We start from the raw sequence: 14,072 nt of genomic DNA on the forward strand, positions 1-14,072 counted from the left end.
ACGAGGTTCTATATATTTCTTATCTCTCATCTGTAATAAGATCCCTTAAAGAAATATGTGAATCGTTTATTTCTACTTTCTTATAATTGTCTTTCAATATGTTTTGTTTCCATACACAAAACATTCAATAAGACGATGTCCCTATGAAAGATAGCTACCCTCCTTGTGCAGCATTCCATAAGAATGTTGCTTTTTTTTATTTAAAAGCAGGATTCTTATTTCTTATTTTCGAATTTGTATATACGAAATGCTGTAAATCACTACCACTTCTCTACCATTTACAAATACATATACGTCATATGTAAAGAATTACTCACATAAAAATTACTGTAGTGATTTTTATTCCAAATGAATGAAAACTTCACTTTACTTATGCACTTACGAAAGGATGGGACGAAAATTGGCATATGAAAGATTTGTACTTTGGAATGATGCAGTTATTGATACAACGAAACAAAAAACGTACATAGACCTTGAGGAAAGAGGCTTGCAGTTTGGGGATGGTGTCTACGAGGTTATTCGTCTATATAAAGGGAACTTTCACTTATTAGATCCGCATATCACAAGATTATATCGCTCCATGGAAGAAATAGAATTAACACTCCCTTTCTCAAAAGCGGAACTGATTACCCTACTTTATAAACTAATCGAAAATAATAATTTCCACGAAGATGGAACGATTTATTTGCAAGTATCTCGTGGTGTACAAGCTCGTACCCATACGTTCTCATATGACGTCCCTCCAACAATCTATGCCTATATTACAAAGAAAGAAAGACCAGCGTTATGGATTGAATATGGTGTACGTGCCATATCAGAACCGGATACGCGCTGGCTACGCTGTGATATTAAATCATTAAACTTATTACCGAATATATTAGCTACTACGAAAGCGGAACGAAAAGGTTGTAAAGAGGCCCTTTTCGTACGAAATGGTACTGTAACTGAGGGCAGCCACTCTAACTTCTTTCTCATTAAAAACGGAACTCTTTACACACATCCAGCTAATCACCTTATTTTAAATGGCATTATTCGTCAATATGTTCTTTCTTTAGCGAAAACCCTTCGTATTCCAGTACAAGAAGAGCTTTTCAGCGTTCGTGATGTTTATCAAGCGGATGAATGCTTTTTTACAGGAACGACGATTGAAATTTTGCCGATGACTCATCTTGATGGAACCGCAATCCGAGATGGTCAAGTTGGCCCTATCACGAAAATGCTGCAACGATCATTTTCTCAGAGTTTGTTACAATCCAATATGTCATCTTCTTAAACACGAATAATTTCTATCCTTTCTACATTCAATATATGTATTTAAATGGAAATCAAGGTATAGATTTATGCCTTGATTTTTTCTTGTAATCTTTTTGTCATATTCAGATTCCCGCATAAGTCTTGACAGTAATCGACATGCTCTTTAGAATTTTTAACAGTTGGTAAATATTTCTTCACTACATTACAGACAGAAAGGAATCGACAAATTATGAAAAAATACCTTGCCGGTCTTGCGGCAGTGTCTGTAGCAGGAGGAGCAGCACCTACACTTGATAGTGTTCAAGCTGCCCCTGAACAAAATACACAAAAAGCTGCTACAACTGTCCAAGCTTCTGCATCAAACAGCTCATCTTATAAGGTTAACGCTGACGTATTACATGTTCGTGCAGGATCAAGTACTTCTCACGACATCATCTCGCGCGTTTATAACGGTCAATCACTAAACGTGATTGGCGAAGAAAATGGTTGGTACAAAATTAACATGAATGGAAAAACAGGCTTTGTTAGTGGTGAATTTGTATCAAAAAATGGTGCAAGCAATTCCAATGTAAGTACAACAGGTGGAAAGAATAAAGTTACTGCTGATGTATTACGTGTACGTACCGCTCCTAACACTTCTAGTTCTGTTTCAGGACGTGTATATGAAGGACAAACATTAAACGTAATTGGTCAAGAAAATGGTTGGGTAAAAATCAATCATAATGGACAAGTTGGCTATGTAAGTGGCGAATTCGTATCTGGTGTTTCTTCTAATGCAGGTTCTTCAAACAACAATACGAATAATAACAACCAAGAATCTGTAAAACCAGCAAGCGGAAACTATACAGTAAATGTATCTTCCCTTCGTGTTCGTACAGGTCCTAGCACTTCTCACACAACTGTAGGTTCTGTTACAAAAGGACAAGTCGTACAAGTTGTTGGCGAAGTTCAAGATTGGTTCAAAATCAATTATGCAGGCCAAACAGCTTACGTAAGCAAAGACTACGTAACAAAAGGCGGTTCTAGCGATAACGCTACACAAGGAAACAACCAAAATAATAACCAAAACAATAATGTAACTGTTCAAACTGGTGGTACTTACGTTGTTAACGCAACATCTCTACGCGTTCGCACAGGCCCTGCTACTTACCATAGCGTAATTGGTGGCGTATTAAATGGTACGACATTAAACGTAATTGGCTCTGAAGGTAGCTGGTTTAAAGTTAACTATCAAGGAAAAACAGGCTACGTTAGTAGCGAATTCATGAAATTCGTTAAAGGTGGCACTACTACTCCTGAGCAACCAAAACAACCTGAACAACCTAATCAAGGTGCAATTGGTGACTACTACATTAATGCTTCTGCCTTAAATGTACGTAGTGGTGAAGGTACAAATTATAGAATCATAGGCGCACTTCCACAAGGACAGAAGGTTCAAGTAATCTCTGAAAACTCTGGATGGAGCAAAATTAACTACAACGGTCAAACTGGTTATATCGGAACACGTTACCTTTCTAAAACACCAGTTGGCGGCGCAGTAGATAATAAGCCTAACAACAATCAAAATAACAATCAAAACAATAACAACAATACAGGTAATAATAGCGGCAACAGTTCTTCTATACTTGCATATGCAAAAGGAATGCAAGGCGTACCATACGTTTGGGGCGGAACTTCTGCTAACGGTGTGGACTGCAGTGGCTACATCTACCACGTATTTAAGAAATTTGGTCATAACATTAGCCGTCAAAGTGTTGCGGGATATTGGGGTAGCCTACCACAAACTTCAAATCCACAACCAGGCGACTTAATTTATTTCCAAAACACTTATAAATCGGGTCCTTCTCACATGGGTATTTACCTTGGGGGCGGATCATTTATCCAAGCTGGAGATAAAGGTGTAGCAATCGCTTCATTAAGCAATTCTTATTGGAGTAAGCACTTCTTAGGTTATACGAAAGCACCTTAAGTTATATTTTTAGAGCCTTCTAGATTACTAGAAGGCTCTTTTTAATGTGTATAACCTATTTCCCTAAAAAAATAATGTATCTATTTTCCTATTTCATACACTATATTCTACAATAATGATCCATAACGTTATCATAATGTATATTTTCACATAAAAAACATAACCTATTTCATGTCTAATCATTTTATATGTGTTTTTTTGAAGAATTTTCTTTTTATTTAAACTTTTCGTTAGACGTTTGACCTCTGATGTCCATTATGATAAGTTACTTAAGATGTTATATTTGCAGAAGTATAGACAACTGTTTTATACATTTTTTTACTATGAGGAAGGAGCATACACTGCATGAATCTTTTATGGGGAATTGGCGGCGTGATTGGAGTATTAGCAATCGCTTTCTTACTATCTTCCAACCGCAAAGCTATTAATTGGCGCACGATTTTAATCGCGCTAGCATTACAAATGTCATTTTCATTTATCGTATTACGATGGGATGCCGGAAAAGCAGGTTTAAAACACGCTGCAGATGGCGTTCAAGGATTAATTAATTTTTCTTACGAGGGAATTAAGTTCGTTGCTGGGGATTTAGTCAACGCAAAAGGACCTTGGGGATTTGTATTCGTTATTCAAGCACTACTTCCAATCGTATTTATTAGTTCATTAGTAGCAATCTTATATCATTTCGGTATTATGCAGAAATTTGTTAGTATCGTTGGTGGCGGGTTAAGTAAACTTCTTGGAACTTCTAAAGCAGAAAGTTTAAACTCAGTAACAACTGTATTTTTAGGACAAACTGAAGCTCCAATCTTAATCAAACCTTACTTAGCACGTTTAACAAATAGTGAATTCTTCGCTATTATGGTAAGCGGTATGACAGCTGTTGCTGGATCAGTTCTTGTCGGCTATGCAGCAATGGGTATTCCGTTAGAACACTTATTAGCAGCAGCAATTATGGCAGCTCCATCAAGTCTATTAATTGCAAAACTAATTATGCCAGAAACAGAAAAAGTAGATAATAACGTTGAACTTTCTACAGAGCGTGAAGATGCAAACGTTATTGATGCAGCAGCACGTGGTGCATCAGAAGGTATGCAACTTGTTATTAACGTAGCAGCAATGTTAATGGCTTTCATCGCATTAATCGCTTTATTAAATGGCCTATTAGGATGGATTGGCTCTTGGTTCGATATTAAACTTAGCCTTGATTTAATCTTCGGTTACTTACTATCACCATTTGCAATTTTAATCGGGGTTTCTCCTGGTGAAGCCGTACAAGCAGCAAGCTTTATCGGTCAAAAACTTGCAATCAACGAATTCGTTGCATACGCAAACTTAGGACCACATATGGCAGAGTTCTCTGCAAAAACAAATCTAATTTTAACATTCGCAATCTGTGGATTCGCAAACTTCTCTTCTATCGCAATTCAATTAGGTGTAACAGGAACATTAGCTCCTACTCGCCGTAAACAAATTGCACAATTAGGGATTAAAGCAGTTATCGCTGGTACACTAGCTAACTTCTTAAACGCAGCAGTTGCAGGTATGATGTTCCTATAAAATAAAACAAGTCCCCTCTTTCTAAAGAGGGGACTTGCTTTATTTTCTCAGTATATATTAAATACTTTATGCTGAAATATAAAAACATTATGATACAATAATTATCAAGTCTGTTTATTTTTTCTTACAAAAGAGGGATACTACTTATTGTTGCCTCTCAAAAAGAATATAGTCATCCGGTCTATTTCTTAATAATTGCGCATACTACAAGTATCCTTGTATGAATTATCTTTAAGGAGGAAAGTTTTGTGAAAGATAACTTCTATAAAGTCCTCTCTATGTGGATTTTACAAATTTTATTTTATTTTACAACTGTACATGTAACGCAATATGAGCATGCTCTCATTTTTACAATTATATATGTAATTGTTAATGTACTATTTCTATTTTTGCCTGATAAAACTGCATTTGTTTTCTTCATATTAGGAACCATTATTTCGGTATTCTACCTGTTCTACCAAGCATGGCTTTACTTATGGAGTACATCAGAACAATGGGAATACATTATTACTCACTTCCTAATGGCAGCAAATTTCTTCATTGTATATATCTCCACTCATCTATTAAAGAAGGTTATTCATGAAAATAAAGAATTAACCGAACGTGTGAGAACGTTAGAACAATACATCGGAGAATCGAAATTATTAACAAGACAAGAATTTGAGAGACGACAAGCATTATTAATCAATGCAATGAATCGTCGTAATGAAACAGGCGTTATGATTTATTTTGATTTCACTTCCTTTAGTAAATATACGAAGGAAAGTGTTATGGACCGTGTAGCTTCCTTATTAGTTGAAACGGTAAGAGCTGACTTCGACCTTGTTGCTGAGTATGATAACAACACATTAGTCACTTTATTACAAAATACAAATGAAGCGGGTGCCGATATTGTAATGAACCGTCTACAGCCTAAAATGGAAAAATGGCTTGCAGATGAGGCTATTCAAGACATCAAGATTAAACGAAAACAAATCGCTACAAAAGGACCGAAGTTATTATGATGACACTCGTTATACTTCTTTTATTCCTTCTATTTTGCGTACTCGTTTTTTGGATCAGCATCACATTTTCAATTAAGTATGTACTTATTTTTACAGCCTTTCTATTCTCTGGCTTACTCGTTTACTATTCTTTCTTAACACTCGCAGGTTTAGTTCACCGAAGTAGGAAACGAAAAGATCGTACGCTAGAACATTACCCAAGCGTCGATATTTTAATACCAGCTCACAATGAAGGCGTCGTTATTAAAGATACTTTAGAGGCGATGGCAAAGATTGAATATCCAGGCAAACTAACTGTTTATTTATTAAACGATAACTCGCAAGATGAGACACCTGAAATTGGTGACGATTTTGACAAAGCTTATGCTCATATTCGTCACATTCGCGTTCCCCCTGGTGAACCAAAAGGAAAATCACGTGTATTAAACTATGGCCTTAGTATTTCAGATGGTGAATACTTCTGTGTTTATGATGCAGATAACCAGCCTGAACCACATGCATTGCGAATGCTTGTAGAACACGCTGAAACAACCGAGGATGCTGTTGGAGCTGTTGGGCATGTTCGTACTGTAAATGAAAAAAGAAACTGGCTAACACGAATGATTTCGTTAGAATTTCAAATCTTCCAGCTCCTTATGCAATCCGGACGCTGGTTACTATTCCAAACAGGTTCACTAACAGGAACAAACATGCTTCTTCGTCGCGCTGCATTAGAAGAGCTTGGCGGCTATGACCCTTATGCAATTGCTGAAGATGCTGAATTAACATTACGAATTACACAAAAAGGTTATCTCCTGCCAATCGTTCCAGAGTCAATTACATGGGAACAAGAACCTGAGCATTTAAAAATCCTTATTAAGCAGCGTACACGTTGGCTTCAAGGGAACTTGTACATTTTAGAAAAAATGTTTTCTTCATTCAGTTTCTTTAAAGGAAAACTGCTCGTCCATTCTTTACAACAAGTTTTAGTGTATGTTGTATTTTGGTTATTCTTAATCATTTCGAACGTTTGGTTTGTAATTGGGTTACTCGGGATATTCCAAATTCAATATAGCATTCCGCTACTATTCATGTGGTATGTCGCATACATTACATATGTTTCTCAATTATTTAGTGCCCAGAGTGTGGAACGAACCTTTACACCAACTAATATTTTTATTAGTGTGATTATGTACTTTACGTACGCACAGCTCTTTACGTACTTATTCATTCGTAGCTTAATTTTATACTTACGTGCAAAGAGCAAGAAACAAGTCATTGGCTGGGATAAAACTGTTCGATTCAAAAAGGATAAATAATAAAAATAAGCACAGAGCGCCGTATGCTCTGTGCTTATTTATTGCCGTATAAAATATATATCAGACAATACCCCTTAGCTGAAAGTAATTTCACGTCCATCCCCCAACGAACGATCGACCTTCATTTATATACGAAAAAGTGATTGCTATTTTTGTAGAACCAATTGCTTCTCTTGTTGCTCTTTACGCGTTTCAGTCTTAGGTTCCGTGCTTTCTTGGACACTACGATGTGCCACACGTTTCAAACAAATATGCTTCCACTTTCTTTCGTAACGTTTCATTATTCTAGATGTCCCCCTTGAATACGCTTTAAAACTATTTGAAATCGCTTACAGGAAATAATATAGCACATATATATAAACGTGACAACACATTTCCGACAATTTTTTGTCAAAAATACGAATAGAATTTGCAAAACATCGAACATTGTCGAAATATATCGATTTTCATTCGTATAAAAGGCATACTACTAATATAGTAAAGTATTTTATTTCCCTTACTTGCAGTTCAAGTTCCTTCTATATAAAAAAGAGCTGATACATAATCAGCTCTTTTTCCTTCTATTATTTATGACGCTTCATACGCCCTTCTTTTTGTAACTCTTTAAATAATGCTGCCATCATAAAGAAAATAACGAAGACGAATGGGAATGCTGCAATGATAGCTGCCGTTTGTAAGGCCTCTAAGCCACCTACATATAATAAAATAGAAGCTAAGGCTGCTAAAACGATACCCCAGATCATTTTAATGCGGTTTGGCGGATTTAAACTACCATGTGTTGTTAACATTCCTAAAACGAATGTCGCTGAATCTGCAGATGTAATAAAGAATGTAGAAATAAGAAGAATAGCTAGAACAGATAAAGCCGATCCAAAGCTTCCCATCTGGTCAAACATAGCGAATAACCCTACTTCTGTTCCCATCTCTTTCACTTTTTCAAAAATATGTGCATCACCGAACAGCTCCATATGAATACCAGTTCCGCCGAAAACAGAGAACCAAAGGGCACCAATTACGGTCGGTACGAGTAACACACCGATAACAAACTCACGAATGGTACGTCCTCGTGAAACACGAGCAATAAATGTACCTACGAATGGTGACCATGCAATCCACCATGCCCAATAGAAAATTGTCCACGATTGAATCCATTGGTTTCCACCTTCATCTAATGGACTTAATCGGAAACTCATGCTTGGTAATTCCTGAATGTAAGCACCAATTGTTGAGGTGAAGTAATTCATAATAAAGTTTGTTGGACCCACAAATAATACAATAATCATAAGTGCAAATGCCAAAATAATATTCGTATTACTTAAATATTTAATTCCTTTATCAAGACCTGTTTGCGCAGATAACATAAATAACACTGTTACGATTGCGATAATAACTAACTGAGTCGTTAATGAATTCGGGATGGATGTTAAATAACTAACACCACCGGCAATTTGTTTTGCACCAAGACCTAATGATGTTGCCACACCAAACACAGTCGCGAAAACAGCTAACACATCAAATAAATGAGCAATACGTCCATGGTCCCCGCCTTTAAATAACGGTCCTACTGTCGCACTAATTGTACTTGCTTTTCCTTTTCTAAAAGTAAAGTAAGCAATACAAAGCGCTACAAATGCATATAGTCCCCAAGGATGTAATCCCCAATGGAAAAATGAAAAACGCAGTGCAAGACGTGCACTTTCCTCAGTTGCACTCTCTCCAAACGGAGGTGCATACAAATGGTTTAATGGTTCCGCAACGCCCCAGAAGACTAAGCCGATACCCATACCAGCACTAAATAACATAGCAAACCATGTCATATAACTATAATCAGGCTCGTCATCATCTTTACCTAAACGAATAGAACCGTATTTCGAAACAATTAAAAAGATAGACACACCTAAAATAATAGAAACAGAAATAATATAGAACCATCCAAACTTACTAACTAATGCAGTTTGAATTGCGGTTGTTACATTTCCTAGGCTACCTTTTCCCATAATAGATTCGGGAATAATCCCCCAAAGTGTAAATGCAATACATAATGTTAATGAAACGATGAATGTTTTTGTCAGTTTCCTCATCAAATCCCCCTTCGTAGGTTTCACTTTTGTAAATAACATAAATTCCGATATGTAAAATCGGATAGAAAACTATGATTTTTGTGGTGTTTTTCTTACTTTCACCTTCACCAATTCGAATTCTTATGGACAGCCTTACCTTCCGTATAACCTTTTTCACTCTGCAAGAGCTATAAGATCGAAATACTGCTGTCAAATTGTGCGAGAAAAATGCGGATGGGAATATATTTCCCCAAAAAAAGGTGTGTTACAGATGTAAAAAAGGGCATTTTTCTTCCTTGCAACCCTTTCTTTTTGTAACAATTATGCGGTTTTTTTGCTAGTATATAGCACGTGTTTATAATTTCACAAATGAAATGTTTATGTTTATATAACTATATTACCCATAAAACGGTAAAATACTCAAGGAATGTAATCGTTTAGTAAACATCATGTAACACTCCTGTAATATTTTTATTTACGTCGAAAACAATATGTTGTATTAAATATTTTGAATATAAGTAGAAACCTACTAATCATATAGAATGAAAAACGCTTTCCTATATTTTTTGTTATATTACAGCATGTTAACGACTTATTACGAATGGTTTGTAATTGTGTGTTTTCCCCAAATCCGAAAAAATCTGTTGCTATAATGAGGACACGAAAACAAACGCAATGGAGGCTATCATGAAAAAATTAATTGGTATAGCAACAGCAGCAGTTTTTGGTCTTGGGATTTTCACATCATCTGCTAATGCAGAAACTGTTGTAACAACAGACGTACTAAATGTACGCGAAAACCCTACTACTGAATCAAAAGTTGTCGGTAAATTACTAAACGGTAATAAAATAGATGTTCAAAATACAGAGAACGGATGGTCAAAAATCACTTTAGATGGTAAAGACGCATTCGTAAGTGCAGAGTTCACTAAAAGCATCTACTACGTAACAGCTAACGTATTAAACGTACGTGCTGAAGCGAACACAAACTCAGAAATTCTTGGGACGCTTAAGAAAGATGATATGATTGAAACAACGAACCAAGTACAAAATGAGTGGTTACAATTCGAATATAACGGAAAAACAGCTTATGTTCACGTTCCTTTCTTAACAGGTACAGCACCTGTTATTGAGAAACAAGAACAACCTGCTCCTGCTAAAGCTGTAGCACCAGCTAAAGCACCTGCAGCACAAGCAAAACAAGCTGCTAAGCCTGCTGTAAAAGCTGCTGAAACTAGCACACCTTCTGGTGGTCGTGAGTTAACAGTTGTAGCTACAGCATATACAGCTCATCCGAGCGAAAACGGTGGCACATATGGCGGCCGTGTATTAACTGCAATGGGTCATGACTTAACAGCGAACCCAAACATGAAAATGATCGCTGTTGATCCGAAAGTAATCCCATTAGGATCTAAAGTATGGGTAGAAGGTTACGGAGAAGCTATCGCTGGAGATACTGGCGGTGCAATTAAAGGTAACCGTATCGACATCCTACTTGGATCAGATAGCGCTGCTCAAAAATGGGGCCGCAAAACTGTTAAAGTGAAAATTTTAAAATAACCAATGACTGCTAAAGCCAGTTCTCTTTGTTGAGAGCTGGCTTTTATTTTTTATATAATACATATAAGGAGGTTATACCCATGAATGTACAAGCGAAAGTAGACTGGATCGGTACACCAAAACCGTATATATATAAAGATGAAGTAACATATGACGCTACTTCTATTGATTTTTCACTCGCTGGCGACGACAATCGCTATAAATTAATTGTGCTCAAGTCTGAAGAAAATACACATTACAAATTTGTCCAATATGGAATCAAACCCGGCTCACAAAAGCCATTCCCTATCGACATTCCATTCGAACAAAACATGTTACCAATCATAGAGCAAATATTACATGATCCGTATGTACAAGCGATATTAAAAGAAACCCGCTTCTAATCGAAAAAAGACTATCTCAATCATGAGATAGTCTTTTGCATTAATGAGTTGGACCAGATACTTCCTCTGATTTCAACGTAGTATTCGCTCCAAGAGAATGGTACAATATCTTTCCATTTCCATTCACAGTAACGATATGATCATTATTAAAGCTTTTGAACTTCACAGAGCCATCACCGTAACGAATATGATACTCTTCATATGTCGTTACTTTATATTTCGTAGCACTTTGACGCTCTACATTACGAATTTCCATTGTTAATAAATCTTCTGTAATTCCTTTTTTGTGTAAATACTGTATATAATCACGGTCTTCCTTGTACGATTTCCCGCTCTTATCATAATTATTTTCAATTAGGCTAAAATCATTTAATGAAATCGCACGCACATTATCATAAAGATGATTTCGTACAAAGTCGCCGACAGCCGAACTTGATGTTTCTTTCGGGAATTTTAAGTAATACGTGCTCTGGTCTCCGATTTTAACACTTTCAGATTTCATCACACCAAAATCAGTAGTTTTCTCTAAATGTACTTCTACTGTTTCATCTGTGGATACAGGACCAAGCTTATAACTTCCATAGCTTAATTTTCCACGTTTTTTTCCATTCACAAATACAGTTGCATCATTTTCATCAGAAGAAATGGTTACATAATTTCCTTCTAATGATAATGTCACATCCACTTTCGCCTCTTTTTCATCTGCCAAGTCCACTTCTTTTTCTGTTTCTAACTCAGTTAGTTCCGTCTTCGCTTTTGCCTTTACAACGTAAGAACCAGGGAAATATGGACCAACTTCTTTTGAAGTTTTATCACTCGATAACTCTGTCTCTTTCTTATCATTCACATATATTTCAGCGCTTTTCGCAGTTGTGCTTACATTCATATAATAAGATTTCATATTAAATTTATATTTCGGATATAAGAACCATTCTTTACCGTCTTCTATAATTTGACCATCTTTAAATGATGCTTTATCACTTGCTAGTTTTTGATCTACTGTCTCTCTTTGTAAATAAGATAGCAGTTCTTTATTATAAGAAGGATTTTCTTTTAAATAACGGATATATCCTTTAATATCGTCAACTTTCACTTTCAAACTCGGATCATCTACTTTTACAAACTCATCAATTGCATTCGCATCTTTCTTTTGGAATGCTTCAATCATAGCATTGACCTGCTTTTCTTTCGAAAACTTGCTTGCTCCAAATTTATACGCACCAAACAATATAGCAAAGATAACAACAAAGCCTATAAGTAACATTATATTTTTCTTACTTTTCACTGGCTTTATTTCTCGTTGTACTTCTGAACGAGAAGAAGTTGCCTGATCAGCAATTACATCTACCTTACTTCCACACTCGGAACAAAAGTTCAAATGATCTGCAACTTGTTTATTACATTTCCCACAAAACTTCAAATGGCTCTCCCCCTTATTTTTTCCCTAACTTCATACCGGCGAATGTTAATGCGTAAGAAAGAAGAAAACTACCTACAATTAAATACAGCGCGCTACTTTGAATAGAAAACAATGGACCGGAAATCCCAGCAAATTCTTTCATCACTTCTTTACTCCCTGAGGCCTCAACATGAATTTTGGCCAATCCATTTACACAAAGCATCATCACAGTATACACCACACTAAACACAGCGATAGTTACGTACATATTTTTCATCGGATATTGAGCCAATTTCATTCCAGCTCTAAATAGTAAAATACATGGTAATAAAATTAATAACCCCCACCAGTGCATATAGGAATTAAAGTCATCAATTTCTTTTACTCGTTGAAGATTAGCTCCGTTAGCAATTTCCAAATCTTTTAATGACGTACCATTTATTGATATTCCTGACGTATAAGATAAATGCAATGGCCCTTTTTCCATTGCGTATCTTCTCATTTCTCTATCCATATCTCCCCATTCAATTGCTGTTGGAGCAAAGTGAGCCATATTCCACATGTATGGTGTTGCTTCTAATGAAATGAATGTTTTATATGTTTTCTCTGGAAAATCAATTGGTCCCACTGACTTTGAACTGCTAAATAAAATTGTAATAAGTATAATACCAAATGTAATAAGCAATCCTTTTAATACAGTTACCACACTATAATAAATAGATGTTGCATATGGAATACTTCGACTTATAGAAGATAATAGACGGTGTGGCCCGGCTTGAATACACATACCAATAAAGGTAAATAATAAACCAAATATAATGCCATACAATAAACTACTAACATGTGAATAACCAATACTGATTGTCATCGTTTTATAGAATTGAGAAATTGTCGTAGAAGAACCTGCAATAAAGCTAACAATACACAAGAAAATTCCATATACGATACCGATGACACTCGATGTTAGTAACTTCTCACGCCAAATAGCAGAAGGGTTGCTTTTCTCTACAAAGAATCCAATTCCACCTAATATAAGTGCCGGAATTGCTAACAAGATGAACAATGGGAAATGAAGGATAAATGACATCGTATACGCTCCGCTCCCACTAACTTCAAGGCCTATTAAATGATACATTAAAATTAATGGTGCTATGCCAATGAAAGATTGATTAACAGTAGTCTCATTCAGCATACCGTCCATCTTTGTGAGCATCGTTCTCACTAGATCGTTAATCGCCGCATCGACAACTAAGCTACCAATCCAACCGGCTATAAACATACATGCAATTGCAAGCCCACCACCAAGTAAACCCTTTTTCAAAGTGCTTCCAGATGGACTTACATGCAATTGTAAACCTTCGTCTGGTAATCTCGTTTTCATTTCTTTTTTTATAATACCTAATAAGGAATCCCCGCATTTCTCACAATATGTAGCGGTCCCTTTACTTTCCACTCCACAAGTTCGGCAATACTTTGAGTCTTTCGGTGCTAACATAACTTCACTTTCTACACTACCTGTACTTGATCCATCATGTGTACAATAATTCGCTACATCCGATTGTTCTAAACCACAAGTTTTACAATACAT

Annotated in this window: 11 protein-coding genes; 7 read left to right on the forward strand and 4 right to left on the reverse strand. The window is 36.1% G+C overall.

The annotated features are described in order from the left end of the window. Window positions 1–388: 388 nt before the first annotated feature. From NST14_RS26585 to NST14_RS26605, 5 genes are all read left to right on the forward strand, one after another. Window positions 389–1,273, forward strand: coding sequence for a D-amino-acid transaminase (locus NST14_RS26585; RefSeq protein WP_001998631.1), 885 nt, complete (start codon window positions 389–391; stop codon window positions 1,271–1,273). 210 nt (window positions 1,274–1,483) lie between these two features. Next, complete coding sequence (locus NST14_RS26590; RefSeq protein ID WP_229143157.1) at window positions 1,484–3,223, forward strand: C40 family peptidase; 1,740 nt, start codon at window positions 1,484–1,486, stop codon at window positions 3,221–3,223. Between the two features lie 345 nt (window positions 3,224–3,568). Next, window positions 3,569–4,780 carry a NupC/NupG family nucleoside CNT transporter gene (locus NST14_RS26595; RefSeq protein ID WP_074532556.1) on the forward strand — a complete coding sequence of 404 codons (1,212 nt, stop codon included), beginning with the start codon at window positions 3,569–3,571 and terminating at the stop codon, window positions 4,778–4,780. Window positions 4,781–5,028: 248 nt separating this feature from the next. Then, window positions 5,029–5,784, forward strand: a complete 756-nt coding sequence (locus tag NST14_RS26600; protein ID WP_229143158.1) for a dGTP triphosphohydrolase — start codon at window positions 5,029–5,031, stop codon at window positions 5,782–5,784. Next, window positions 5,781–7,082: a glycosyltransferase family 2 protein gene (locus NST14_RS26605; protein WP_229143159.1), complete on the forward strand. Its 1,302-nt coding sequence runs from the start codon at window positions 5,781–5,783 to the stop codon at window positions 7,080–7,082. Before NST14_RS26600 ends, NST14_RS26605 begins: the two co-directional genes overlap by 4 nt. Window positions 7,083–7,228: 146 nt before the next feature. Here the strand turns inward: NST14_RS26605 and NST14_RS26610 are convergent, their stop codons facing one another. Both NST14_RS26610 and opuD read right to left on the reverse strand, forming a co-directional pair. Next, entirely contained in the window at window positions 7,229–7,363 is a 135-nt protein-coding gene (locus NST14_RS26610) for a hypothetical protein (RefSeq protein ID WP_000833067.1), read from the reverse strand. Window positions 7,364–7,645: 282 nt separating this feature from the next. Continuing rightward, window positions 7,646–9,163: a glycine betaine transporter OpuD gene (gene opuD, locus NST14_RS26615; protein WP_098946382.1), complete on the reverse strand. Its 1,518-nt coding sequence runs from the start codon at window positions 9,161–9,163 to the stop codon at window positions 7,646–7,648. Window positions 9,164–9,829: 666 nt separating this feature from the next. Here opuD and NST14_RS26620 point away from each other — a divergent pair. Both NST14_RS26620 and NST14_RS26625 read left to right on the forward strand, forming a co-directional pair. After that, window positions 9,830–10,702 carry a cell wall-binding protein EntA gene (locus NST14_RS26620; RefSeq protein WP_046198041.1) on the forward strand — a complete coding sequence of 291 codons (873 nt, stop codon included), beginning with the start codon at window positions 9,830–9,832 and terminating at the stop codon, window positions 10,700–10,702. 80 nt (window positions 10,703–10,782) lie between these two features. Beyond that, window positions 10,783–11,085, forward strand: coding sequence for a DUF3910 family protein (locus NST14_RS26625; RefSeq protein ID WP_001102521.1), 303 nt, complete (start codon window positions 10,783–10,785; stop codon window positions 11,083–11,085). 40 nt (window positions 11,086–11,125) lie between these two features. Here the strand turns inward: NST14_RS26625 and NST14_RS26630 are convergent, their stop codons facing one another. Then, window positions 11,126–12,505 (reverse strand): zinc ribbon domain-containing protein, encoded by a 1,380-nt coding sequence (locus tag NST14_RS26630; RefSeq protein WP_229143160.1) that lies wholly within the window; start codon window positions 12,503–12,505, stop codon window positions 11,126–11,128. Window positions 12,506–12,518: 13 nt separating this feature from the next. After that, window positions 12,519–14,072 carry a hypothetical protein gene (locus tag NST14_RS26635; RefSeq protein ID WP_000271593.1) on the reverse strand — a complete coding sequence of 518 codons (1,554 nt, stop codon included), beginning with the start codon at window positions 14,070–14,072 and terminating at the stop codon, window positions 12,519–12,521.

Source organism: Bacillus sp. FSL W8-0519 (assembly GCF_038005585.1).
Lineage (GTDB): Bacteria > Bacillota > Bacilli > Bacillales > Bacillaceae_G > Bacillus_A > Bacillus_A paranthracis.

Bases quoted from the DNA above. Each gene is read 5' to 3' on its own strand.
- NST14_RS26585 (WP_001998631.1), top strand. From the start codon at position 389: ATGGGACGAAAATTGGCATATGAAAGATTTGTACTTTGGAATGATGCA.
- NST14_RS26610 (WP_000833067.1), bottom strand. From the start codon at position 7,363: ATGAAACGTTACGAAAGAAAGTGGAAGCATATTTGTTTGAAACGTGTG.
- NST14_RS26620 (WP_046198041.1), top strand. From the start codon at position 9,830: ATGAAAAAATTAATTGGTATAGCAACAGCAGCAGTTTTTGGTCTTGGG.
- NST14_RS26625 (WP_001102521.1), top strand. From the start codon at position 10,783: ATGAATGTACAAGCGAAAGTAGACTGGATCGGTACACCAAAACCGTAT.
- NST14_RS26605 (WP_229143159.1), top strand. From the start codon at position 5,781: ATGATGACACTCGTTATACTTCTTTTATTCCTTCTATTTTGCGTACTC.
- NST14_RS26635 (WP_000271593.1), bottom strand. From the start codon at position 14,072: ATGTATTGTAAAACTTGTGGTTTAGAACAATCGGATGTAGCGAATTAT.
- opuD (WP_098946382.1), bottom strand. From the start codon at position 9,163: ATGAGGAAACTGACAAAAACATTCATCGTTTCATTAACATTATGTATT.
- NST14_RS26590 (WP_229143157.1), top strand. From the start codon at position 1,484: ATGAAAAAATACCTTGCCGGTCTTGCGGCAGTGTCTGTAGCAGGAGGA.
- NST14_RS26595 (WP_074532556.1), top strand. From the start codon at position 3,569: ATGAATCTTTTATGGGGAATTGGCGGCGTGATTGGAGTATTAGCAATC.